Source organism: Aliagarivorans taiwanensis DSM 22990 (assembly GCF_000429505.1).
Classification (GTDB): domain Bacteria; phylum Pseudomonadota; class Gammaproteobacteria; order Enterobacterales; family Celerinatantimonadaceae; genus Aliagarivorans; species Aliagarivorans taiwanensis.
The window spans coordinates 22,099-43,503 of the sequence record NZ_AUBZ01000037.1 but is presented as its reverse complement, the minus strand read 5'-3'; the positions used below and the strand labels follow the sequence as shown (position 1 = coordinate 43,503).

23 protein-coding genes, 2 tRNA genes and 1 pseudogene are annotated in these 21,405 nt (G+C 51.4%); 11 read left to right on the top strand and 15 right to left on the bottom strand.

Annotation, left to right across the window (positions count from 1 at the left end; all coding sequences use genetic code 11):
* From G462_RS24350 to G462_RS0116665, 5 genes are all read right to left on the bottom strand, one after another.
* A partial coding sequence (locus G462_RS24350; protein WP_211234234.1) for an IS4/Tn5 family transposase DNA-binding protein occupies window positions 1-137 on the bottom strand: 137 nt, incomplete at its 3' end.
* A 140-nt stretch (window positions 138-277) separates the two neighbouring features.
* Window positions 278-727 (bottom strand): DoxX family protein, encoded by a 450-nt coding sequence (locus G462_RS0116680; RefSeq protein WP_026960005.1) that lies wholly within the window; start codon window positions 725-727, stop codon window positions 278-280.
* A gap of 13 nt (window positions 728-740) precedes the next feature.
* Complete coding sequence (locus tag G462_RS0116675) at window positions 741-1,496, bottom strand: HvfC/BufC N-terminal domain-containing protein (RefSeq protein ID WP_026960004.1); 756 nt, start codon at window positions 1,494-1,496, stop codon at window positions 741-743.
* Window positions 1,489-2,358 carry an MNIO family bufferin maturase gene (gene bufB / locus G462_RS0116670; protein WP_026960003.1) on the bottom strand — a complete coding sequence of 290 codons (870 nt, stop codon included), beginning with the start codon at window positions 2,356-2,358 and terminating at the stop codon, window positions 1,489-1,491. Before bufB ends, G462_RS0116675 begins: the two co-directional genes overlap by 8 nt.
* A 79-nt stretch (window positions 2,359-2,437) precedes the next feature.
* A complete protein-coding gene (locus G462_RS0116665; protein WP_026960002.1) occupies window positions 2,438-2,695 on the bottom strand; it encodes a BufA1 family periplasmic bufferin-type metallophore in 258 nt (85 codons plus the stop codon).
* 145 nt (window positions 2,696-2,840) lie between these two features.
* Here G462_RS0116665 and G462_RS0116660 point away from each other — a divergent pair, with 145 nt between their 5' ends.
* The 4 genes and pseudogenes from G462_RS0116660 to G462_RS0116645 all read left to right on the top strand — a co-directional run bounded on the left by G462_RS0116660 (window position 2,841) and on the right by G462_RS0116645 (window position 7,597).
* Complete coding sequence (locus tag G462_RS0116660; protein WP_026960001.1) at window positions 2,841-3,431, top strand: hypothetical protein; 591 nt, start codon at window positions 2,841-2,843, stop codon at window positions 3,429-3,431.
* Between the two features lie 246 nt (window positions 3,432-3,677).
* A complete protein-coding gene (psrA, locus tag G462_RS0116655; RefSeq protein WP_026960000.1) occupies window positions 3,678-4,313 on the top strand; it encodes a TetR family transcriptional repressor PsrA in 636 nt (211 codons plus the stop codon).
* A gap of 27 nt (window positions 4,314-4,340) precedes the next feature.
* Window positions 4,341-6,666, top strand: a pseudogene (locus G462_RS23130) (acyl-CoA dehydrogenase).
* A gap of 184 nt (window positions 6,667-6,850) precedes the next feature.
* Window positions 6,851-7,597, top strand: a complete 747-nt coding sequence (locus tag G462_RS0116645) for a substrate-binding periplasmic protein (RefSeq protein ID WP_051326811.1) — start codon at window positions 6,851-6,853, stop codon at window positions 7,595-7,597.
* Window positions 7,598-7,630: 33 nt separating this feature from the next.
* On the opposite strand, the gene G462_RS0116640 is transcribed toward G462_RS0116645, so the two are convergent.
* A complete protein-coding gene (locus tag G462_RS0116640; protein ID WP_026959998.1) occupies window positions 7,631-8,473 on the bottom strand; it encodes a MurR/RpiR family transcriptional regulator in 843 nt (280 codons plus the stop codon).
* Between the two features lie 303 nt (window positions 8,474-8,776).
* Here G462_RS0116640 and G462_RS0116635 point away from each other — a divergent pair, with 303 nt between their 5' ends.
* The 3 genes from G462_RS0116635 to G462_RS0116625 all read left to right on the top strand — a co-directional run bounded on the left by G462_RS0116635 (window position 8,777) and on the right by G462_RS0116625 (window position 10,143).
* A complete protein-coding gene (locus G462_RS0116635) occupies window positions 8,777-9,742 on the top strand; it encodes a glucokinase (protein ID WP_026959997.1) in 966 nt (321 codons plus the stop codon).
* Between the two features lie 175 nt (window positions 9,743-9,917).
* Window positions 9,918-10,005: transfer RNA gene (locus tag G462_RS0116630), tRNA-Ser, on the top strand.
* Window positions 10,006-10,050: 45 nt separating this feature from the next.
* Window positions 10,051-10,143: transfer RNA gene (locus tag G462_RS0116625), tRNA-Ser, on the top strand.
* A gap of 326 nt (window positions 10,144-10,469) precedes the next feature.
* On the opposite strand, the gene G462_RS0116620 is transcribed toward G462_RS0116625, so the two are convergent.
* The 7 genes from G462_RS0116620 to G462_RS23120 all read right to left on the bottom strand — a co-directional run bounded on the left by G462_RS0116620 (window position 10,470) and on the right by G462_RS23120 (window position 16,432).
* Window positions 10,470-10,694, bottom strand: a complete 225-nt coding sequence (locus G462_RS0116620) for a hypothetical protein (RefSeq protein ID WP_026959996.1) — start codon at window positions 10,692-10,694, stop codon at window positions 10,470-10,472.
* A gap of 234 nt (window positions 10,695-10,928) precedes the next feature.
* Complete coding sequence (locus G462_RS23125; RefSeq protein WP_051326810.1) at window positions 10,929-11,480, bottom strand: LON peptidase substrate-binding domain-containing protein; 552 nt, start codon at window positions 11,478-11,480, stop codon at window positions 10,929-10,931.
* A gap of 65 nt (window positions 11,481-11,545) precedes the next feature.
* Complete coding sequence (locus tag G462_RS0116610; RefSeq protein ID WP_157378655.1) at window positions 11,546-12,505, bottom strand: J domain-containing protein; 960 nt, start codon at window positions 12,503-12,505, stop codon at window positions 11,546-11,548.
* 78 nt (window positions 12,506-12,583) lie between these two features.
* Window positions 12,584-13,951, bottom strand: a complete 1,368-nt coding sequence (gene purB, locus G462_RS0116605; RefSeq protein ID WP_026959994.1) for an adenylosuccinate lyase — start codon at window positions 13,949-13,951, stop codon at window positions 12,584-12,586.
* A 19-nt stretch (window positions 13,952-13,970) separates the two neighbouring features.
* On the bottom strand, window positions 13,971-14,612 hold the full coding sequence (hflD, locus tag G462_RS0116600; protein ID WP_035478095.1) for a high frequency lysogenization protein HflD: 642 nt from the start codon (window positions 14,610-14,612) through the stop codon (window positions 13,971-13,973).
* Complete coding sequence (gene mnmA / locus G462_RS0116595; RefSeq protein WP_026959992.1) at window positions 14,609-15,718, bottom strand: tRNA 2-thiouridine(34) synthase MnmA; 1,110 nt, start codon at window positions 15,716-15,718, stop codon at window positions 14,609-14,611. Before mnmA ends, hflD begins: the two co-directional genes overlap by 4 nt.
* Window positions 15,719-15,799: 81 nt before the next feature.
* A complete protein-coding gene (locus G462_RS23120; protein ID WP_035478092.1) occupies window positions 15,800-16,432 on the bottom strand; it encodes a pseudouridine synthase in 633 nt (210 codons plus the stop codon).
* Window positions 16,433-16,626: 194 nt separating this feature from the next.
* Between G462_RS23120 and icd the strand changes: the two genes are divergently transcribed.
* Complete coding sequence (gene icd / locus G462_RS0116585; protein ID WP_026959991.1) at window positions 16,627-17,880, top strand: NADP-dependent isocitrate dehydrogenase; 1,254 nt, start codon at window positions 16,627-16,629, stop codon at window positions 17,878-17,880.
* 101 nt (window positions 17,881-17,981) lie between these two features.
* Here icd and cspD read toward each other — a convergent pair whose 3' ends face one another.
* The gene (gene cspD / locus G462_RS0116580) at window positions 17,982-18,197 is read right to left on the bottom strand and encodes a cold shock domain-containing protein CspD (protein ID WP_026959990.1); all 216 of its coding nucleotides are present in this window, start codon (window positions 18,195-18,197) and stop codon (window positions 17,982-17,984) included.
* A gap of 208 nt (window positions 18,198-18,405) precedes the next feature.
* Between cspD and clpS the strand changes: the two genes are divergently transcribed.
* The 3 genes from clpS to G462_RS25140 are packed head-to-tail and all read left to right on the top strand — an operon-like array spanning window position 18,406 to window position 21,000.
* Window positions 18,406-18,717, top strand: a complete 312-nt coding sequence (gene clpS, locus G462_RS0116575) for an ATP-dependent Clp protease adapter ClpS (protein WP_425393737.1) — start codon at window positions 18,406-18,408, stop codon at window positions 18,715-18,717.
* Window positions 18,718-18,751: 34 nt separating this feature from the next.
* Complete coding sequence (locus G462_RS23115; RefSeq protein ID WP_425393736.1) at window positions 18,752-20,344, top strand: Clp protease N-terminal domain-containing protein; 1,593 nt, start codon at window positions 18,752-18,754, stop codon at window positions 20,342-20,344.
* The gene (locus tag G462_RS25140; protein ID WP_425393735.1) at window positions 20,305-21,000 is read left to right on the top strand and encodes an AAA family ATPase; all 696 of its coding nucleotides are present in this window, start codon (window positions 20,305-20,307) and stop codon (window positions 20,998-21,000) included. Before G462_RS23115 ends, G462_RS25140 begins: the two co-directional genes overlap by 40 nt.
* A gap of 109 nt (window positions 21,001-21,109) precedes the next feature.
* On the opposite strand, the gene infA is transcribed toward G462_RS25140, so the two are convergent.
* Window positions 21,110-21,328 (bottom strand): translation initiation factor IF-1, encoded by a 219-nt coding sequence (infA, locus tag G462_RS0116565; protein WP_026959988.1) that lies wholly within the window; start codon window positions 21,326-21,328, stop codon window positions 21,110-21,112.
* Between the last annotated feature and the right edge of the window lie 77 nt (window positions 21,329-21,405).

Genomic DNA, 21,405 nt, shown 5'->3' with positions numbered 1-21,405 from the left:
AGTTTAGACACAGCGACTCCGGGTTGGCTGGCAAGTGAAGCAGCTAGCGATATAAGCCTTTGAGTACGTCTGGGGTCATTGAGCTCTGCCTGACTAAACTGCGCTTGTGCCCACTCCATTGGGTTTGAACTGTCCATCGTAACCATCTCATTGAGAAATCTAAATGATCTGATCACAAGGTGAGGATTGAGTTCAAAAAAAATCCCCGAACGATGTTCGGGGATTTGTGTATAAGAGACAGGCCCGTGAGCCGCCTTTTTTGATCGCTATATTTGCCTCAGTTTTGGCTTGCTTGCTGTCGTTTGCTAAGCACATGATCGGCCGACAACGGTCCGGCTCCCCAAATCAAGGTGATCAGAATCATAAGGCCCCACAGCTGGTGGTCGTAAAAACCGCCGGGCCAAAGGGCTGGGTAAGACACCACCGCAATAATGTTAAAGAAGAACAGCACAAAGGCTGCCGGACGCGTCGCCAGACCCAGTAATAGGAACAGCGGAACAATCAGTTCGGTCGCGGTGCCCAAATATGCAGCCAGTTGCCAGGGAAGCAGCGGCACCTGATATTCCAGTTCGAACAAGAACAGGGTGGAGTCCCAGCTGTTGTATTTGAGCCAGCCTGAGCGGAAGAATACCCACGCCACCCATAAGCGGCAAACCGTGAGCAGTAATGGGATCAGTGCCGCCTGCATTGCTGACACTAAGCGTTGATAGTGGGTCACTAAAGTCATTGTTTTTCCTTATTTAGGCTTTAGCAGCGGCGTTAAAGCCGCTGAGTAACTGTTGCTGGAGGGCCATACCAAGCAGTGCTTGGAGCTGCTCAAGACACTCTTCATCGAGCTCGGCCAATGGCCGTTGGCGCTCACAATGTTGCAGGAACCGGTGCTCGCTTGCCGATAAGGGCAATACCCGCACACTAAAATCAGGCTGCTTGATAAGCGCAGCGTACTCCGAGGTGTTCAATTCAATCGCCTCAACCTGTTGTTCGCTCACCATCTGATGGATGGTGACGATAGGGTGGGCGCTGGTAAATAGTGCAAGCTGAGAGCGCAAGTTAAATACCAAGTCTATAAACTGCGCCTCGCTGACCGAGCTGAGGGCAGCCACATCAAACGGTGTGTCGCTAAGTGGCGCTGCACTTACCTGTTCCATCAGCCAGTCAAAGCGGGCGACATCGCATAGGTAGTCGAGTGAGCGTAGCTCTGGTAGCGATGCCGTGAACTCCGCAAAGTGCTCGCCAAAACGGTTAAGGTCACCGCTGTTATGACCAAACTTGGCCAAGTAAGCACGGGCGATGCTATCGAAGCTCTCTTCACCAACTAACTGCAGTACCGTGGGGTAGCTGGCTTGCAACGCTTCACTGAGGCTCGCCACATAGTTGTTGCGGTAGATCTGCATTGCTTGTTGGGCACTAACGCTGGTGGGTGCCAGCTGCTCAAAGACTTGCTCGTCCTGCCTGCGCAGATAGGCGGAGAAATCGCGCTGTAGTTGCTCAAGCATGGCTTAGCTCCCGTGCGTCCTTTGCGCTATCGGCATGAGTGCGCAGCAGCGATAGTTGCTGCTCAAGTACCTCAAACTCTGGGAAGTCGCTGTCCCACTCCAATAACACCATCATCGGCGCTTGACTAAGGCTAAGGTAGTGGCGATACAACTCCCATACCTCATCACGAACCAGTTGGTTGTGGGTATCGATCAATATGCAAGCATCACCGATCTGCTTCTCGGTATGGCCGGCCATATGCAGCTGCTTTACTCGATGGCTGTCGATTTGCTCCAGATAGCGTTTGCCCGCATCAATGACGCCCTCGCTGTTTTGGTTGAATGCGCTGACAAACACGTTATTGATATCAAGCAGCAAGCCGCAGCCGGTTTCGGCGCTGAGCTGATTGAGAAAATCGGCTTCAGCGATTTTACTGTCGGCATACTGCAGATAGGCCGAGGGGTTTTCGATAAGTATCTGGCGTTGCAGGGTGTCTTGAAATTGCTTGATGTTGTCGGCAAAGACCTTAAAGCTCTCCTCGGTATAGGGTACAGGCAGAAGATCGTTAAAGTGTTGGCCGTCAATTTGGCTCCAACTTAGGTGTTCACTGACGAGCGCAGGTTGATAGCGTTCAACGCACTGTTTCACCTTGAGTAAGTGTTGCTTATCCAAGCCTTGCGCTGAGCCTAAAGATAGTCCAACCCCGTGCAGTGTGACCGGATAGTGCTGTGCAGCCTGAGATAGCTGGTGGCTGCTTAGTGAGTGGGGATTAAAGTAGTTTTCGGTGTGGGCTTCAACAAAATCGATAGCAGGGTGCTTTTGTTGGGTAAGCGAGTTGGCAATCTGACTGCGGATCCCTAAACCAAACTGTAGGTGCTGCATAGTTACTCCCGTAAGGTAAACCTAACTGGTGGGGGAATCGGGAGCAGCGGCGAGGGCTGCTCCCGGATAATCTTGCCCGTTAGCTAGATTGGGTGCTGCCGCCAATCAGTTTTTCACACAGGCCCTTAGGAACTACCACGAAGGCATCTTTCTGGCCGTCTTCTTTCGCGGTGCCAGCGCAAGAGCTGGTTTTGGTTGCACAGTCGTTTTGACCCGCTTTAGAAACGCCGTAACATTTCTCTTTGCCAGCCGCTTCTGCGACAGGGGTGGTTGCCAAAGTACCCAGAGCCAGTGCACCGGTAACAGCTGTTGCGATCATTAGATGTTTACTTTTCATAGTATTTCCCTTTGTGTTTGCTAGTAGGTCAACACCCGTATGGCGTTGTCAGCTAGATAAACCGCAGAACGAATAAAAAAATTTCACTGAATCTAAAAAATAGCTGAAGATAGTAAAAAGGCGATCAGTTAGTAAGGTAAAAAAAATGCGTAGCTTCAGCTTGTTAGTGCTAGTAGGTCTGGCCATTGCCAACATCGGATGTAGCCAAGTGGAAGAATTACCAGCGCCTGCCGAGAAGCGCAGTGCAATGGTGGTATCGGCGGCGCCGGGGTTTGAGCTGGCCAATGGTGATGCACTGTGTGTGCACCCTTTAATAGGGGAGAGTCTGCGCGATCCCCGGCTCGCCAACCTGGCCGCGCTCGAGCAAGTGGAGCCGGTTATTCTTAATCAATTGCAAGGCATGCAGTTGCAGGTCGTCGATAGCGACACGACGTGCCAGTACTGGATGGTCTATACGGTAGTTACGTCGCAGCAGCTCAGCGATAGCCAGTTGATTGCCTTGTTTGATATCAGCCCCGGGCTCAATGAGCAGGCGGCCAATGTTGATGGGCGCTTGGCAACCTTGATGTTTAGCGTGGTGGCGCCAGATAGTGGCCGGGTGTTGTTTAGCTCCAGCTTGCAGGGGCTAGCAAATACCGCCCAAGATCAGCATGGGCGAGAGTACCTAGATATGGATGATGAGCGCTTGGCCCAAGCTGTGACGGCCCTGCTTCGGCACCTGCCAATGCAGGGGTAAAGTAGGCGTGGAGAAAATGAGGATAAAAAAAACCCGGCTAAGATAACCGGGTATCACAAATAGTGTTTAATTGCAGTGGCATAGATTAGGACCGGCGCTTTTCCAGTTAGTTGCATTTAATTTAAGTTTATTTTTACGGAATGAGCGCCAAAGCTCGATATAGTGATCTGCCTCACGCAACGCGATTGACTTCCACAGGACTTAAACGTAATTTTTAAACAGTTGTTTGAAAATTGTGAGCGTGCTGTGAGACAGGGAACAAAACACAAGATTATGGATTCTGCAGAGCGGCTGTTTGCTGAACGTGGCTTCAGCGACACCTCTTTGCGACTGATTACCTCCCATGCCGAGGTTAACTTGGCATCGGTGAACTACCACTTTGGCTCTAAGAAAGAACTGATTCAAGCGGTGCTGATGCGCTACTTGGAAGCCTTCATGCCCCAGCTTGATCGCGCCATGCAAGCCCACCTTGATAGCGAGCAAGCGCCCAGTCTGGACGATATCTTCAACGCCTTTGTCGAACCCTTACTCTCGATGAATGAGCAGCGAAAACACGGCACGTCGCTGTTTCTGCTGTTACTCGGTCGTGGCTATACCGACAGCCAAGGCCACCTGCGTAAGTTTATCACCCATCATTTCGGTGAAGTGCTGGATCGCTTTCAGGCCGCGGTAAGGCGTGCGTACCCACAGCTGACGGAAGCCGAGATGTTTTGGCGACTGCACTTTACCTTGGGTACGGTGGTATTCACCATGGCCTCGAGCGCTGCTCTTCGCGACATCGCAAATGCCGATTTTAATGAACAAGTCAACGTTGAGACGCTGATCAGAAAGGTGATCCCTTATCTGGCGGCCGGCGTTGGTGCACCAATACAACAACAATAAAAAACACGACGGAATGAGGAACCAACCATGACCCTACTATTAATGTTGCTGACGGCTTTGGTCGTTGTGCTATGTATCGCGGAAACGCGTAAACGATTCTTCACCCGACATGTGTTTAAGGTGTTCAAGAAGATCCTGCCACCGCTCTCGCAGACCGAGCAAGAAGCGATGGAGGCAGGCTCAGTATGGTGGGACGGCGAACTGTTCGGCGGCAAGCCAAACTGGAATACCCTGCATGATTACCCGCAAGCGCGCCTCAGCGAAGAGGAGCAAGCGTTTCTCGACAACCAGGTCGCCACCTTGATGGGCATGCTCGACGACTTCGACATCGTGCAAAACCAGCGCGACCTGCCAAAACCGGGTTTGGGATTACCTCAAGCAAGAAGGTTTCTTCGCGCTGATCATCCCGAAAAGCTATGGCGGGCGAGAGTTTTCGGCCTTTGCTAACTCCACCATCGTGAGCACGATTGCGACCCGCAGCTTGTCAGCGGCGGTGACCGTGATGGTGCCCAACTCGCTCGGTCCGGGGGAGCTGCTGATGCACTACGGTACCGAGGAGCAAAAACAACAGTGGTTGCCGGGCCTGGCCGATGGCACTCATGTACCTTGTTTCGCGCTCACCGGGCCAGAAGCTGGCTCCGATGCAGGTGCGATTCCTGATAAAGGCATTATCTGCAAGGGAGAATTCAACGGTGAAGAGGTGGTCGGTATTCGCCTCAACTGGAACAAGCGTTATATCACCTTAGCGCCTGTGGCAACCGTGCTTGGTCTGGCCTTCAAGCTCTACGACCCAGAAGGTTTGCTGGGTGATGAGCAAGACTTGGGCATTACCTGTGCGTTGATCCCCACCGATCATCCGGGGGTTCGTACCGGCGATCGTCACTTCCCACTTGGCTTGGCCTTTATGAATGGACCTACCTTCGGTGAAGACGTGTTCATTCCGCTGGATTGGATCATCGGCGGTAAAGAGTACGCCGGTAAGGGTTGGCGTATGCTGGTGGAGTGCTTGTCTGCCGGCCGTGGTATTTCTCTGCCTGCCTTGGGCACTGCAGTGGGCCATTTGTGCTCGCGCAGCACCAGTGCTTATGCCTACGTGCGTAAGCAGTTTGGCCTGTCGATTGGTCGCTTTGAAGGGGTTGAAGAGGCGCTGTCTCGCATTGGCGGTTTGACCTACCAGCTTGAAGCCGCACGCAGAATGACCGCGGGTGCGTTGGATCTAAAACAGAGCCCGGCGATTGTTACCGCCATCGCGAAATACCATATGACCGAGATGGCGCGCACCGTTCTCAATGATGCGATGGACATCCACGCTGGCCGCGCGATTCAGCTCGGCGAGATGAACTATCTGGGTCACGCCTATGCGGCTATCCCGGTTGCCATCACTGTAGAAGGCGCGAATATCCTTACCCGTAACCTGATGATCTTCGGTCAGGGCGCGACACGCTGCCATCCTTATGTACTCAAAGAGCTGCAAGCAGCGGCCAATCCGGACGAGCAAGCAGGCTTGGATCAGTTCGACAAGCTGCTGGTGAAGCATATCGGCTTTGGCGCGAGCAACTTCTTTGGTGCGCTAGGGCAGGGGCTTACAGCTGCGCGTTGGGCCAAAGCGCCAGTCTCTGGCCCCACTGCCAAGTACTATCAGCAGCTTGGTCGAATGAGCAAAGCCCTAGCCTTGTGTGCGGATGTGTCGATGCTGGTGATGGGCGGCGACTTGAAGCGTAAGGAACGTATTTCGGCGCGCCTTGGCGATGTGCTTAGTCACCTTTATTTGGCAACCGCCACTTTGAAGCACTACGAAGATCAGGGGCGTATGGCCGAAGAGTTGCCCTTCGTTCAGTGGGCGGTTGAGAACAACCTGTATCAGATTGGTCAGGCTTTGGAGGGCTACTTCCAGAACTTCCCAAGCGGCGCGGTTGCGGCCGTTCTTAAGCGAGTAGTGTTCCCGTGGGGTAACCCTTACAAGCTGGTGGATGATGGTGTTTCTCACCGCATTTGCGAGACCATGATGACACCGGGCGCGATGCGCGAGCGCTTGAGCCACTTATGTGTGCTTACCGGCGGCAAAGAGGATCCGGTTTCGCTGATTGAAGATGCCTTCCAGGCCATGTACAAGGTGCAACCACTGGAGCGCAAGATTGCCAAGGGGCAAAAAGCGGGGCTACTGCCACGTAAGGTGGCCTTGGAAGAGATCGCTGAGCAGGCGCTGGCCCATGAGTTGCTGACAGAGGACGAAGTCGCCCAACTGCTAGCGGCCGATAAACTTCGCTATAAAGCCATTCAGGTGGACCACTTCGAGCCGGGTATGCTAGATGCTGATCAGGCGATTGCGTCGGTGCAGTCCGATGTAGCGTAACTCCGATGCAGCCCACGTGGCTGCAATAGATAAAAGCCCGGTTTACATACCGGGCTTTTTTATGCGCGCTCGTCATTGCTATTAATGAGTTAGTTCGTAGTTTCTTCAGTCCGGTTTGTACATACTGTGTGCGCTAGCTAAATTAGATACAGGCATATGATGTTGGTTAGAAACTGGAGGGTGAGTGCGTGTTGTTGTGTTAGTGATTGCAACATTGGTGTTTAGTACGCCAATTTTCGCGCAGGAGCACTATAAGATATACAGCGTCGAAGCGCCCCCGTTGAGCATGCAACATCCCGAAACGGATTATGGGCGAGGCATCGTGCTTGATGCAGTACTTGAAGCGTTTCGTCGCCTTGATATAAGCGCTCGCGTCGAGTTCATCCCTTGGAAGCGAGCCCAGCGTGAAGTAAGTATGGGCCGCGATGCATTCATTCTTCCCCTCGCCCGAATACCGGAGCGTGAGCAGCGTTTTACTTGGGTTGCACCCGTGATGGACTTGGAGAGAAGTTTTGCCTCGTTACGCAGTCGGGTGGATAGCTATAAGCAAGCGCGCGCAGAGCTAAGGAGCATCGGCGTAGGTTTTGGCACCGCCCAATACCATTTGCTATTGGCGAATGGCTTCTCAGAGCAGCAGTTAGTCGAGATCCTACCCGGTAAAGGGCCGTCGATGCTGGCGCTGGGGCGAATCGATGCCTGGTTTAATGGTACCGACGAGACCTTATGGTATTGGAAGCGAGACCAGCAAATAGAGCCACTATTGGTGGGGGATGCAGTTGCCAGCAATCAACTCTATCTGGCCGCATCACTGGATGTAGACGAAGCGTTGTTGGAGAGCTTGAATCGGAAGATTGTAGAGCTACAACGAGAAGGTTACATCGAAATGCTTAAAACGCGTTACCTGGGCGGGGAAGTCGCCAGCCCCGAATAATCAAAGGCCGGCTAGATGAACACGCTGGAGGTGTTACTTTTCGATACGAGAGTCTTTTAAGCTCTGTTTTACTTTACGCAGGTTTTCACGGAACTTCTCGCCGCGACGCAGGGTAAAGCCAGTTGCCAACACGTCAATTAGTGACATCTGAGCAATGCGCGAGGCCATTGGCATGTAAACATCAGTGTCTTCTGGCACGTCCATCGACAGGACCAGGCTACACTCGGCAGCCAGTGGCGATTCTTTTTTGGTGATACCAATTACGGTTGAGTCATTTTGGCGCGCCAAATTGGCGATATCGACCATCGCCTTGGTGCGGCCTGTGTGGGAAATCAACACGATAACGTCGTCTTCGGTGGACACGATGCAGCTCATGCGCATCATTACCACGTCATTGAAGCTGCTGACGGGAACGTTGAAACGGAAGAATTTGTTAAGCGCATCTTGGGCGACGGATGCGCTCGCTCCGAGGCCAAAGAAGGAGATCTTCTTTGCTTGGGTGAGGATATCTACCGCACGATTGACCGCATGTGGATCGAGGCTGTTTTTAGCCGCTTCCAGACAGGCCATGGAGGATTCAAAGATCTTTGAGGTATAGGCCTCTGGGCCATCATCCTCATCAACATGGCGATTCACATAAGGCGTGCCATTTGCGAGGCTTTGTGCCAAATGTAGTTTAAAGTCGGGGAAACCTTTCGTATCCAGACGACGGCAGAAGCGGTTAACCGTTGGCTCGCTCACATCCGCCAATTTGGCTAATGCAGCGATGCTAGAGTGGATAGCGGTTTGAGGGGACGCGATGATTACTTCTGCAACCTTACGCTCCGACTTACTAAAGGTGTCGAGGTTTTTCGTGATTTTTTCTAATGTATTCATAATTTTCGTAATTTTAGCGCGGTCATCCTTAAACACGCGTCAAATGTAATTATTTTTCAAGGTGGCGGCTGACGCGCTGAAAAACCCGCTCCTCTAGTCGATTGCCCTCTAATCATAGACTAGTGACTTTCTCGATTGTATGAGCCAGCTCTAATTATTGAAACAGAGTATCAGGAATTGGTAGTTTTCTAACGAAACTTACAAACAAAAGCGATAGAATTTACTTACAACGATAATGGACTTCCTGCCTGCGAGAGGCAGAGAAACCAGCTTAATTGCATCTAAATATAGAAGGAAAATCTCATGTCTGAGTACGGCTTGGTCGCCGATGTTGGTGGTACAAATATTCGTCTTGCGTTGGTCAATCTGTCTGATGGCAACATCGATAACATTCAGAAGTTCTTATGCGCCGGCTATCCAACCATCACTGACGTTATTCGAACCTATCTTTCTTCTCAAGAAACCCAAGTTACCCAAGCGTGTATCGCTATTGCATGCCCAACGGACAAAGATTGGATTGAGATGACCAATCACAGCTGGGCGTTCTCACAAAAGCAGGTAAAAGCGGATCTAGAGCTAGATAACCTTCACTTAATCAACGACTTTACTGGCATTGCCATGTCTATCCCAACACTGGGCGAAGACCAAAAGGTTCAAGTAAAGGGTGGTGAAGTTAACCCAGATGCGCCTATCGCGGTTTACGGACCAGGTACTGGTTTGGGCGTGGCGCACTTGGTGAAACACCAAGGCGAGTTTATCTGTTTGCCGGGTGAGGGCGGTCACGTTGAGTTCGCACCGAGCGACGACAAAGAGATGCACATTCTGAAGTTCCTGCAAAACCGCTTGGGCCATGTTTCTGCTGAGCGTCTGATGTCAGGTCCGGGCTTGGTGAACATCTACCAAGGTTTGGCGGATTTTTACCAGAAAACCCCTGAGAACTTTGTACCTGCTGATATCACCGAGCGCGGTTTAGACGGAAGTTGCGAGCTGTGTCGCGAGACGATGGAAGTGTTCTGTCGCGTACTGGGTAGCTTTGGTGGCAACCTTGCGCTGAACCTGTCTACGTTTGGCGGTATCTATATCGCTGGTGGCATTATCGGTCGCTTTATGGACTTCTTTAAAGCTAGCGACTTTATCAAACGCTTCGAAGACAAAGGTCGCTTTAAGGCCTTTGTGAACAAGGTGCCAGTGTTTGTTATCACTGAGTCACAGCCAGGTCTGCAGGGCGCAGCCGCCTACTTGCGTCAAGCCAACGGCTATCGAATCTAAGCGCTTATCGCGCGAGCCAAGGCCCCATTTGGGGCCTTTTTGCTAAATAATCATCTACTTGGTGAAAAGCTCGGCAGTCGGTTGAGTTTTATAGAAAAAGTGGTTGACCGAGTAAGTGAGAATCCGTAATCTAGCGCCTCGTTGATGAGGCATGAACGTGCTTTTGAAACAAATTGGTGACGTGTCCGAGTGGCTGAAGGAGCACGCCTGGAAAGTGTGTATACGGCAACGTATCGAGAGTTCGAATCTCTCCGTCACCGCCATGTTTAGCAACTTGAGTCTGCAATGAGCAGAGTTGAGTTAGCGCCGGTGAGGTGGCCGAGTGGCTGAAGGCGCTCCCCTGCTAAGGGAGTATAGGGTTTGTAGCCCTATCGAGGGTTCGAATCCCTCCTTCACCGCCATATTAGAAAACCCGTTGCTTGCAACGGGTTTTTTTATGTCTATTGCATGTCACAGTTTTCAGACGATAAGTAAGTAGGTTATACCAATCTACATAAGTAACTGATCATTCTTGCTGGTTAAAATCATTGATGACAGCGTCAGCGCTTTTGTAATTAGTCCACTAGTTACGGCAAGCGCCTCCTCGTCCTCAATGATTTTCCCTGCGCAATATCTGACCATTAACTTATCTAGATTGGTATTAAGCGTTGTCAGTCTGATAAAACGCAGGCAAAAAAATAACCGCCGAAGCGGTTACTTTTTGCAATTGGAATGTGTGAGCGTTGATCTAGCGGATCTTGAACAGGCGAACGGGGTCGCGTAGACCTAATAGTTTGGCGGCGTTCTCGAAACCTTGCTGAAGACGATCAATGCTTAAGTTGGAAGTGAACTCAACACAGAGAAGATCTTTCTCTTGCTCGATATTCCAAAGGGTTCCTTCATCTGATGTTGCGTGTTGCACTAGCGGTAAGGCGTGATTAATTGGCGCATTCGCCTTGGCTTTATATCTCATTATTCACCTTTGCGGGTCCTTGCTGACTCCTAACTAGCAAGCCCTAACAATTTTAGTTGTTGAACGACGCACTGGTACGTATCAACATCCTAAGCTTCTAACCAAAATCCTTTTCAGCGACATCCCTCTATAATAAGCATTCAGCGCCATAAGGCCATCATTAAATTTATAAAAGTTAACTACAATCAATAGTTTACATAATCTATATGGAAGGGTGATGTGGTATTGAGGGTGTCAAGCTTGTGTGATCGCAGCAGCCAATTGTTCTGCAAGGTGCTCCAGCACGACCGGGTTGTCTTCAGAGAGGATGTGAGCGCGTGCTTCGTTGCTAAAAGGGAGCAACTCGAGCCAGCGGCAGATACACCAACCGGGTGAATCTAAGTGCCTGGCTTCTGGGTGATCGGCGTAACAAGGATGTTGTGCCAGCAGGTTTTCGAGCTGACGGGATAGCTGTTCGGAGGCAGTTTGTTGTTGCCACTGCCAGTCGGGGGCGATTTCGCACTCAGCGAAGTTGAGCCCATCATCGTCGCGGTAGACGTTGTTGATGTTTACCCGTTGCTCTGCGCAGATATCAATGCCGAGTAGTCCGTCTTCGAGCTGTTCAAAGTCATTGATATAGCAGCGTACGCCTAACTCGTAATCTTCGGTGGCTGGCGTAAGGATAAAGCCTTGCCCTGAGGAGGTCGCCAAGCTGACCAGCCGCTGATAGCGTGGCTCAAATATCCGAAGCTTAGAGAGTCCCCCGGGCAGTAACAGCATGGACAGTGGGAACAAAGGTAGCTGCATGTACGCGCCTATCTGGTTGGCAGTGAATCACTCTTAATAGTGTATGTGAGTATAGCGCTGTTCGATCACTGTTCGCTGCCTGCAGAGTCGGCTGTCGATTGCTGCTCATTCGAAGGTGTCGCGATATCCTTTTGTGTTTCTTCCGGCACAGGGGCTGGAGGAGTGTCGGGCACTATTTGTTGGCTAGCCTCTTGTTGAGTTGCCGAGAGCTGTGATGATTCTGGCGGTTTACTCACTGTCGCTGACTGGTCATCTTCAACCGCTGTTGCTTGTGTTGGCACAGGCTCAGTGGGCGTGAGTAGCATGACCGGCGGTTCCGGCGCGACGGGATCGGGCTTTGGCTCGATGGCTTGGGCGCTTAGGTAGCGTTGATGTTCACCGCTTAAGGCATCGTGTTGAGAGCGAAGGATGACAGAGCGAATGATGTCCTGGTTTTGCTCCAACTCGCTATAGACTTCCGCCAGCTGCGCTTGTAGTAAGCGGCTGCGTTGGCGAGACTGCCACAACTGTGCGCTAAGGACTTCATGCTGATCGCGCTGAAGATCCGCTTTGTCGAACAGGTGGGTAATGGTGTCTTGGCCTTCAGCCAGTCGCAGCTTTAACTGGGCGATCTTAGTTTCATGGAGCTTATTGGCCTCTTGCTGGGCGTTGTGTTGCAAAACGACGAACAACAGCAGCAGCAGCCCTGCTGCTGCAGCGCTCAGCGCAAGCAACTTAACACCACGGATCTGGCGTTTAAACTTGCTGTTGGATTGGCGTACGTGTTCAAGCAGGCGTTGCACTTTTTGCAGCTTGGCTGCATCAAGGTGGGTGGGGGCCCCTTGGGTGGAAACAAGGGGTGAAAAGGCGATCTCCTGGCCTTTTCCCTGCTGGATCTGCTCGTAGCTATGGTTAATTAACGCCATTAAGGCATCGCTGCCGCCCTTGTCGGGGTGGCACTGTCTACTGAGCTGTTTGTAGCGTTTTTTGAGTGCCTCGGCACTCGCTTGCTCGGTCAGGCCGAACATATCCCAATGGCTTGCCAACGTACCGCTGTGTCCTTACAGATTACTGATAGATATAAAAAAGGGCACGCAATGCGTGCCCTTACTAGTATGCAGAATCTACAGCTTGTCGACCAGCTCTACGGCTTTACCGATGTAGTTTGCAGGCGTCATCGCTTTAAGCTCATCCTTGGCTGACTCAGGCAGCTCAAGGGAGTCGATAAAGTTGCGCATGGCTTCTGCGTCTACACGCTTACCACGGGTTAGCTCTTTGAGCTTCTCGTAAGGCTTCTCGATACCGTAACGGCGCATAACGGTTTGCACTGGCTCTGCCAATACTTCCCAGTTGCCATCCAGATCGGCCAATAGGTTGTCTTCGTTTACTTGAAGCTTGCTGATGCCTTTCAAGGTCGCTTGGTAGGCAATCAGTGAGTAACCCACAGCCACACCCAGGTTACGCAGAACGGTAGAGTCGGTCAGATCGCGCTGCCAGCGAGAAACTGGAAGCTTGGCTGCCAAGTGGCCGAATACTGCGTTAGCAATGCCCAAGTTACCTTCAGAGTTTTCGAAGTCGATTGGGTTAACTTTGTGCGGCATGGTGGAAGAGCCAATCTCGCCAGCAATGGTTTTTTGCTTGAAGTGGCCCAGGCAGATGTAACCCCAGATGTCGCGATCGAAGTCGAGCAAGATGGTGTTAAAGCGAGCAATCGCATCAAACAGCTCTGCGATGTAATCGTGTGGCTCGATTTGAGTGGTGTATGGGTTCCAGGTAACGTTCAGTGAAGTAACGAACTCTTCTGAGAACTGGTGCCAGTCAACTTCAGGGTAGGCAGATACGTGAGCGTTGTAGTTACCTACTGCGCCATTGATCTTACCCAGCATTTCAACCGCTTCGATTTGCTTAACTTGACGACGCAGACGTGCAACCACGTTGGCCATCTCTTTACCCATGGTAGAAGGTGACGCAGGCTGACCGTGAGTACGCGAAAGCAGCGGAGTCGTACGATACTCTTGCGCCAGGCCAGCAATGGCATCAACCAGCTTGTTCAGGTAAGGCAGAATCACGTTTTCACGCGCTTCGCTTAGCATCAATGCGTGCGACAGATTGTTGATGTCTTCTGAAGTACAAGCAAAGTGGATGAACTCGCTTACCGCGTCTAGCTCAGTTTGCTCAGCTACTTTCTCTTTCAGGAAGTATTCAACGGCTTTCACATCGTGGTTAGTGGTGCGCTCGATCTCTTTAACGCGGGCTGCGTCAGCTTCGGAGAATTGGGCAACGATGTTGTCTAGGAAGGCGTTAGCGGCGTCAGAAAGGGCTGGAACTTCAGCGATTTGTGGGTGTTTAGCCAGTTTTTGTAACCAACGTACTTCAACGGTTACACGGTACTTAATAAGGCCAAATTCACTAAAGATACTACGAAGTTCAGCGGTTTTATCGCCGTAGCGACCGTCGATAGGTGAAATGGCTGTCAGCGCAGACAGTTCCATGTTGTTCTCCTGATAATGTTTAACTTACACGATTGAGAAAGTCGTTTGCTTGGTTCACATACTTGATCCGGGAAAAGACCAATTGACGACGTTGACCACCAAGCTGTCGCCATAGCACGGCGGCACGAATACCTGCTAGCAGGAGTGCCCGTACTTTATGTTGGACGATGGGTTGCTGCAGAAACGAGACGTTTCCGGCAACTTGAATTCGTGGCCCCAGCGGGCTGATTACGTCGCTGTAGATAGTGGCGATACTGGCCAGCACTTGCTCATCGAGCAGATCGAAATGCTGCAGTTGACGTTCAAGGCGACCAATGCGCTCGCCAAGAATCGACATGATATCGGGGCGTTTAGCCAGCTTGCGCTCTAGCGCTAAGATGCTGACCACATAGCGCGTTAGCTCTGGGCTGCGGGGGTGTTTGCCGCCGCCGAGTTGCGCGTTAATTGAAGACAGGCCCAGTTTGAGGCTATCGACAGAACCAAAGATATCGATGGTCTGTTCAGCGTCGGTCACGGCGATGCTGTTTAAGCTAGCGCGCATCGACTCTTCATCGCAGCGGCTGGTACGTGCTACATCCTGAACCAGTTTCGCAGCCTGACATAAGGCTGCGAAAGCGATAACCCGCTCTTCTAGCGGTTTTTGCTGGCCGCCTGAGCTCATTCAGTGATCCCGTGTTTCTCTTCGATAATACCGCCACCAAGGCAGACGTCATCGAGATAGAATACCGCCGATTGGCCCGGGGTGACCGCAATCTGAGGCTCGTCGAAGATGACCTTGATGGTGTCGTCATCGATGGGCTGAATGGTGCAGGCAACATCGGTTTGGCGGTAGCGGATCTTCACGCTACAGCGTAGCTCTTCAGTGATCGGCTCGCGGCTTACCCAGTGAAGCTGGGCGGCAATCAGCGATTGCGACTTAAGGCGAGGGTGGTCGTGGCCTTGGCCTACGATGAGTACGTTGCGCTCAACGTCTTTGTCGACCACATACCAGGCTTCACCGTCACCGCTTTTGGTGCCGCCGATACCCAAGCCTTTACGTTGACCTAAGGTGTGGTACATCAAGCCCTGATGTTGGCCCATCACGTTGCCGTCGGTGTCTTCAATGTTGCCAGGTTGCGCTGGCAGGTACTTGCCCAAGAAATCGGTGAACTTGCGCTCGCCAATGAAGCAAATACCGGTAGAGTCTTTTTTGTCGGCGGTCACTAAGCCTTGCTCTTCGGCGATGCGACGCACTTCTGGCTTTTCGATTCCGCCAACCGGGAACAGGGTTTGCGCAACGTGCTTTTCTGCCAAGGTGTAGAGGAAGTAGCTTTGGTCTTTGTTGTTATCCAGACCGCGTAGCATCTCCCAGCGACCGTTGACTTCGCGGCGTTGCACGTAGTGACCGGTAGCGATGTAGTCGGCTTGCAGCTCTTCAGCGGCAAACTCAAGGAAGGCTTTGAACTTGATTTCCTTGTTGCACATGATGTCTGGGTTCGGGGTGCGACCCGCTTTGTACTCTTCTAAGAAGTGCTCAAAGACGTTGTCCCAGTACTCTGCTGCAAAGTTGATGGTATGCAGGTGGATCCCGAGTTTGTCACAGACGGCTTGCGCATCGGCCAAATCTTCCGCCGCAGCACAGTACTCGTCATTGTCGTCTTCTTCCCAGTTTTTCATGAATAGACCTTCAACTTGATAGCCCTGTTGAAGGAGTAGATATGCAGATACTGAAGAGTCTACGCCGCCGGACATACCGACGATGACTTTTTTGGTGCTGTTGGCGTTCATTGGATACCTAGGTTGAAATTTCGCGGCATTCTAACAGAAAGAATTGCGCTTAAACAGCGCCTGAGCAAGGGAAATTCCACCTTACAGCTTGGCTGGATGTAACGCCTGATATTTCCCTGTTTCGATACCGTCTAAGGTGTAGCTGCCGATGCGATAGCGCACTAGTCGCAGGGTGGGAAAACCGATGGCGGCGGTCATCCGTCGTACCTGTCGGTTACGGCCCTCACTAATTACGATCTTCAGCCAAGTGGTAGGAATGTTCGCCCGAAAACGCACCGGTGGATTGCGTGGCCATAGCGTAGGCTCGGGAATGATGTCGACCTTGGCCGGAAGGGTGGGGCCGTCTTTAAGCTCAACGCCCTTGCGAAGCTTATCTAGGTCACTGTCGTTGGGGGCGCCATCGACCTGAACCCAGTACTCTTTGCTGGTCTTTTTCTTGGGGTTCGCCATGCGATGTTGTAGCTGACCGTCGTTAGTTAACAGCAGTAAGCCTTCGCTGTCGCGATCCAGGCGCCCGGCGGCATAGACATTCGGTATGTCGATGAAATCTTTAAGGGTGCGGCGGCCTTCTTGATCGGTAAACTGGCACAACACATCAAAAGGTTTATTAAACAAAATAACTTTGCGCTCAGCGGGAGAAACGCGTGGCTTGCTAGAGCGTTGAGGGCGGCGTCCTCGGGCGGGACGAGGCTTAGGTGATAAGGTGTTTTTCATCGCGCTATGATAGCAAATCTACTTGCCCAGGCCAGCATAGAAGCGATGAAGATGGACGTTTATTCAAGCGCCTAGCTCGACTATTGATGCTTGAGTCTGCAATTGGTCTGCCCAGTCTAAAAGCATGTTAATACTTTATTAAATGGTTTATTATCGTTGCGCATTTGAACAATAACAGGACGTAGGAGAACGCTGTGGAAAGCAAACTTGTTGTTCCCAATGGTGGCGCTAAGATCACCGTCAATGACCAAGGCAAGTTGGTCGTGCCAAACAACCCAATCATCCCTTACATCGAAGGCGATGGCATCGGTGCTGATGTGTCACCAGCCATGCTTGAAGTGGTCGATGCCGCAGTAGAAAAAGCCTATGGCGCTGAGCGTAAGATCCACTGGATGGAGATCTATGCGGGTGAGAAATCGACCCAAGTATATGGCGAAGACACTTGGCTGCCAGAAGAGACGCTGCAAGCCGTAAAAGACTACTGTGTATCCATTAAAGGCCCACTGACTACCCCAGTTGGCGGTGGTATTCGCTCGCTAAACGTTGCGCTGCGTCAAGAGCTTGATCTTTACACCTGCCTGCGCCCAGTTCGCTACTTCAATGGTGTACCAAGCCCACTGAAGCAGCCAGAGCTGACTGACATGGTGATCTTCCGTGAGAATTCTGAAGACATCTACGCCGGTATCGAGTGGCAAGCCGGTACCCCAGAAGCTGATAAAGTGATCGACTTCCTGCAAAGTGAGATGGGCGTGAACAAAATCCGCTTCCCACAAGAGTGTGGTATTGGCGTGAAGCCCGTTTCGAAAGCCGGTACCGAACGCTTGGTACGTGCCGCTATTGAGTATGCGATTGCCAACGACCGTGATTCAGTGACCTTGGTGCACAAAGGCAACATCATGAAGTTCACCGAAGGTTCATTCAAAGACTGGGGCTACGAGCTGGCTCAACAAGAGTTCGGTGCCGAGCTGCTGGACGGCGGCCCATGGTGCAAGCTGACTAACCCCAACACCGGCAAAGAGATCATCATCAAAGACTCGATTGCCGATGCGTTCTTGCAGCAAATCCTGTTGCGCCCAGCTGAGTACGACGTCATCGCCACCTTGAACCTAAACGGTGACTACGTATCAGATGCGCTGGCAGCTCAAGTAGGCGGTATTGGTATCGCACCGGGCGCCAACATAGGCGATGGTGTAGCGCTGTTTGAAGCCACACACGGTACTGCGCCTAAGTACGCTGGCCAAGATAAGGTGAACCCAGGCTCGGTCATCCTGTCAGCTCAAATGATGCTAGTACACATGGGTTGGACTGAAGCGGCTCAGTTGATTGAAAAAGGCATGGAAGGCGCTATCGAAGCGAAGACCGTGACCTATGACTTTGAACGTTTGATGGATGGTGCCACTTTGCGTAGCTGTTCAGAGTTCGCTGGCGACATTATCAGCAACATGTAATTGTTCTGGAATCGCTCAATACTTAGCGTTGAGCGATAAGCCCTTGGGGCAGATACAAAAAAAGCAGGCTCAGGCCTGCTTTTTTACTGTGTGATTTGCCACTATTTCTGTTGATCGTCGAACACGATACTGACGGCGTGACTGCCTTTGGGACCTTGTTGCATCTCGAACTGGACCGGTTGGCCTGCTTTTAGCGTGCGATAACCTTCCATTTGAATTGTCGAGTAGTGGGCGAAAATATCTTCTCCGCCATTATCTGGACAAATAAAACCAAATCCCTTTGCATTGTTAAACCACTTCACTGTTCCGGTTGGCATACGACATATCCCTATCTGTATTTAACTTACACACCGACCAAGTTTCATCCCTGAGGTGTTAGCAGTTAACAATTTAGTAAAATAATTCTCACAGTCAAGTGGTAGAGGGAAATTTGTGAGGCTCGCTCAAACTAATCCTAGCCATGGGGTACTAAAGGCGGTATTTTGGAAGTGTTAAAGTCATTTTCTACTATATTTTTCTATGAGCATGTTGTCCGATTGGCTCGATGTTGAAGAGTTAACCCGCACCGCTAAAGTCAAGGTTGAGCCGCCAAAGTTGTTCAAGGTTGTGCTGAACAACGACGATTACACACCGATGGATTTTGTTGTCGAGGTATTGCAGCAATTTTTTAACATGGAGTTAGACAAAGCTACGCAGGTAATGTTAACCATTCATTACAGCGGTAAGGGTATTTGTGGCATTTTTACCGCTGATATTGCAGAGACCAAGGCCGCGCAAGTGAATAGTTATGCCAGAGAGAACGAGCACCCGTTAATGTGCACGATGGAGCCGGCATAACAGGAAGTAAACAGAGCGTTTTAGGGGGCTATTTATGCTGAACAAAGAGTTGGAAAACACCTTAAACATTGCATTCAAGGAGGCGCGCCAGCAGCAACACGAATTTATGACAGTCGAGCACTTACTCCTCGCTCTACTTGAAAACTCGTCTGCCAAAGAAGCATTACTTGCTTGCGGCGCCAATCTTAAACAGCTCAGCGAAGAGCTGAGTAGTTTCATCCAACAAACCACGCCTGTTATCCCTGAAGGTGAATCCGAACGAGAAACCCAGCCAACGCTTGGCTTCCAGCGCGTATTGCAACGTGCGGTATTCCATGTGCAGTCGTCTGGGAATAGCGAAGTTAGCGGTGCCAATGTTCTGGTGGCTATCTTCTCTGAACAAGAAAGCCAAGCCGTATACTTCCTCAAGAAAGCAGATATTAGCCGCTTGGATGTGGTGAACTTTATCTCCCACGGTATTCGTAAGGATGAGTCGGAGAAAGAAGACTCCCCTGCGCCTGAAGCCGAAGCCTCTCCCGAAGATACTAAGCAGCTAGAGAACTTTGCCACCAATCTCAACCAGTTGGTGCTTAAGGGCAAAATCGACCCGCTTATTGGCCGTGACAAAGAGTTGGGCCGCACCATACAGGTACTTTGCCGCCGCCGCAAGAACAACCCATTGTTAGTCGGCGAAGCCGGGGTGGGTAAGACCGCCATCGCAGAAGGCCTGGCCTATCGCATCGTCCATGATGATGTCCCTGAAGTGATTAAAGATGCGACCATCTACTCACTGGATATTGGCTCGTTGCTTGCCGGTACCAAGTACCGCGGGGACTTTGAAAAACGCTTTAAAGCCTTGCTAAAACAGCTGGAAAGCGCCGAAAACGCCATCCTGTTTATCGATGAGATCCACACCATTATCGGCGCGGGGGCTGCTTCGGGTGGGCAACTTGATGCCGCTAACCTGATCAAGCCACTACTAAGTAACGGCCTGCTGCGCTGCATCGGTTCGACTACCTACCAAGAGTACAACCAGATCTTCGAGAAAGACCGTGCGTTGGCTCGCCGCTTCCAGAAAGTGGACATCGTAGAGCCAACTGTCGATGACACCACCAAGATCTTGCTTGGCCTCAAGAGCCGCTACGAAGCGCACCACGATGTTCGTTATACCAAGCAGGCGATGCGCAGTGCTGCTGAGCTGTCGGCTAAGTACATTAATGAGCGCCACCTGCCTGACAAAGCTATCGACGTGATCGATGAAGCTGGCGCCAGCATGCGCATGTTACCAACCAGCAAGCGCAAGAAAACGATTGGTGTTGCCGATATCGAAGCAATTGTTGCCAAGATCGCGCGCATCCCTGAGGCTAAGGTTTCGTCCTCTGACCGGGAAGTACTTCGTGGCCTTAATGAAACCCTCAAGATGGTGGTGTTCGGACAAGATCCCGCTATCGATGTACTGGTTGATGCGATCCGCCTGAACCGCTCTGGCTTGGGTGTTGAGAACAAGCCGGTCGGCTCGTTCTTGTTTGCAGGCCCAACCGGGGTAGGTAAAACTGAGGTAACCCAGCAGCTAGCCAAAGCAATGGGCGTTGAGCTGATACGTTTGATATGTCTGAGTACATGGAGCGTCATGCGGTCAGCCGCTTGATTGGCGCACCTCCGGGCTATGTGGGTTATGACCAAGGTGGCCTGCTCACCGATGCGGTACTTAAGCATCCTCATTGTGTGGTATTGCTCGATGAGATCGAGAAGGCGCATGAAGACGTGTTTAACCTGCTGTTGCAGGTGATGGACCACGGCACCCTGACCGACAATAATGGCCGTCAAGCTGATTTCCGCAACGTCATCCTGGTGATGACCAGTAATGCGGGCGTGAAGGAAACACAGCGTAGCTCGATTGGCTTTAAAGAGCAGGACCTGAGCTTTGATGCGATGGACGAGATCAACCGGATCTTCGCACCAGAGTTCCGTAACCGTCTGGATAATATCATCTGGGTCAATCACCTTGACCAGACCATTATCGAGCAGGTGGTGGATAAGTTTATCGTTGAGCTACAAGCACAGCTGGACTCGAACGGCGTGTCGATGGAGGTCGAAGACGCGGCAAGACAATGGCTATGCGAGAAGGGTTACGATAGGGCAATGGGGGCTCGTCCAATGGCGCGGGTAATCCGAGAGCAATTACGTAAGCCGCTGGCCAACGAGATCTTGTTTGGCAAGCTCAATGCGGGCGGGCACGTTGATGTGCGTCTAAGTGGTGATGAGTTGGAGTTTGTCTACGAAGACGAAACCGCCGAAGCGTAAACTGAAAAGCGCCAACTAAGGTTGGCGTTTAGCAGACGCAAAAAAGCCAGGTTTAACCTGGCTTTTTTCATGCTGATGATCGATGAGTTGGCGTTAAGCCAAACGGCGTCTATCGAGCGCGGAAGACAATGCGGCCTTTTGACAAGTCATAAGGAGTCAACTGCACGGTTACTTTGTCACCGGTTAGAATGCGGATGTAGTTTTTACGCATTTTGCCAGAGATGTGTGCAGTTACCACGTGGCCGTTTTCAAGCTCTACGCGGAACATAGTGTTAGGCAGAGTCTCTAGGATCGTGCCCTGCATTTCGATATTGTCTTCTTTCGCCATTGAATCCTCTAAGGGTGAGCCACTATAAAAAACGCAGGGAGAATGCCAGATTTAGCGGCTTGTGTAAAGTTTATCCG

What these genes read in the sequence shown, in the direction of transcription:
- G462_RS0116680 (WP_026960005.1), bottom strand. Translation starts at nt 727, where the DNA reads ATGACTTTAGTGACCCACTATCAACGCTTAGTGTCAGCAATGCAGGCG.
- G462_RS0116675 (WP_026960004.1), bottom strand. Translation starts at nt 1,496, where the DNA reads ATGCTTGAGCAACTACAGCGCGATTTCTCCGCCTATCTGCGCAGGCAG.
- bufB (WP_026960003.1), bottom strand. Translation starts at nt 2,358, where the DNA reads ATGCAGCACCTACAGTTTGGTTTAGGGATCCGCAGTCAGATTGCCAAC.
- G462_RS0116665 (WP_026960002.1), bottom strand. Translation starts at nt 2,695, where the DNA reads ATGAAAAGTAAACATCTAATGATCGCAACAGCTGTTACCGGTGCACTG.
- G462_RS0116660 (WP_026960001.1), top strand. Translation starts at nt 2,841, where the DNA reads ATGCGTAGCTTCAGCTTGTTAGTGCTAGTAGGTCTGGCCATTGCCAAC.
- G462_RS0116640 (WP_026959998.1), bottom strand. Translation starts at nt 8,473, where the DNA reads ATGAATACATTAGAAAAAATCACGAAAAACCTCGACACCTTTAGTAAG.
- G462_RS0116635 (WP_026959997.1), top strand. Translation starts at nt 8,777, where the DNA reads ATGTCTGAGTACGGCTTGGTCGCCGATGTTGGTGGTACAAATATTCGT.
- G462_RS0116620 (WP_026959996.1), bottom strand. Translation starts at nt 10,694, where the DNA reads ATGAGATATAAAGCCAAGGCGAATGCGCCAATTAATCACGCCTTACCG.
- G462_RS23125 (WP_051326810.1), bottom strand. Translation starts at nt 11,480, where the DNA reads ATGCAGCTACCTTTGTTCCCACTGTCCATGCTGTTACTGCCCGGGGGA.
- purB (WP_026959994.1), bottom strand. Translation starts at nt 13,951, where the DNA reads ATGGAACTGTCTGCGCTGACAGCCATTTCACCTATCGACGGTCGCTAC.
- hflD (WP_035478095.1), bottom strand. Translation starts at nt 14,612, where the DNA reads ATGAGCTCAGGCGGCCAGCAAAAACCGCTAGAAGAGCGGGTTATCGCT.
- mnmA (WP_026959992.1), bottom strand. Translation starts at nt 15,718, where the DNA reads ATGAACGCCAACAGCACCAAAAAAGTCATCGTCGGTATGTCCGGCGGC.
- G462_RS23120 (WP_035478092.1), bottom strand. Translation starts at nt 16,432, where the DNA reads ATGAAAAACACCTTATCACCTAAGCCTCGTCCCGCCCGAGGACGCCGC.
- cspD (WP_026959990.1), bottom strand. Translation starts at nt 18,197, where the DNA reads ATGCCAACCGGAACAGTGAAGTGGTTTAACAATGCAAAGGGATTTGGT.
- clpS (WP_425393737.1), top strand. Translation starts at nt 18,406, where the DNA reads ATGTTGTCCGATTGGCTCGATGTTGAAGAGTTAACCCGCACCGCTAAA.
- G462_RS23115 (WP_425393736.1), top strand. Translation starts at nt 18,752, where the DNA reads ATGCTGAACAAAGAGTTGGAAAACACCTTAAACATTGCATTCAAGGAG.
- G462_RS25140 (WP_425393735.1), top strand. Translation starts at nt 20,305, where the DNA reads ATGTCTGAGTACATGGAGCGTCATGCGGTCAGCCGCTTGATTGGCGCA.
- infA (WP_026959988.1), bottom strand. Translation starts at nt 21,328, where the DNA reads ATGGCGAAAGAAGACAATATCGAAATGCAGGGCACGATCCTAGAGACT.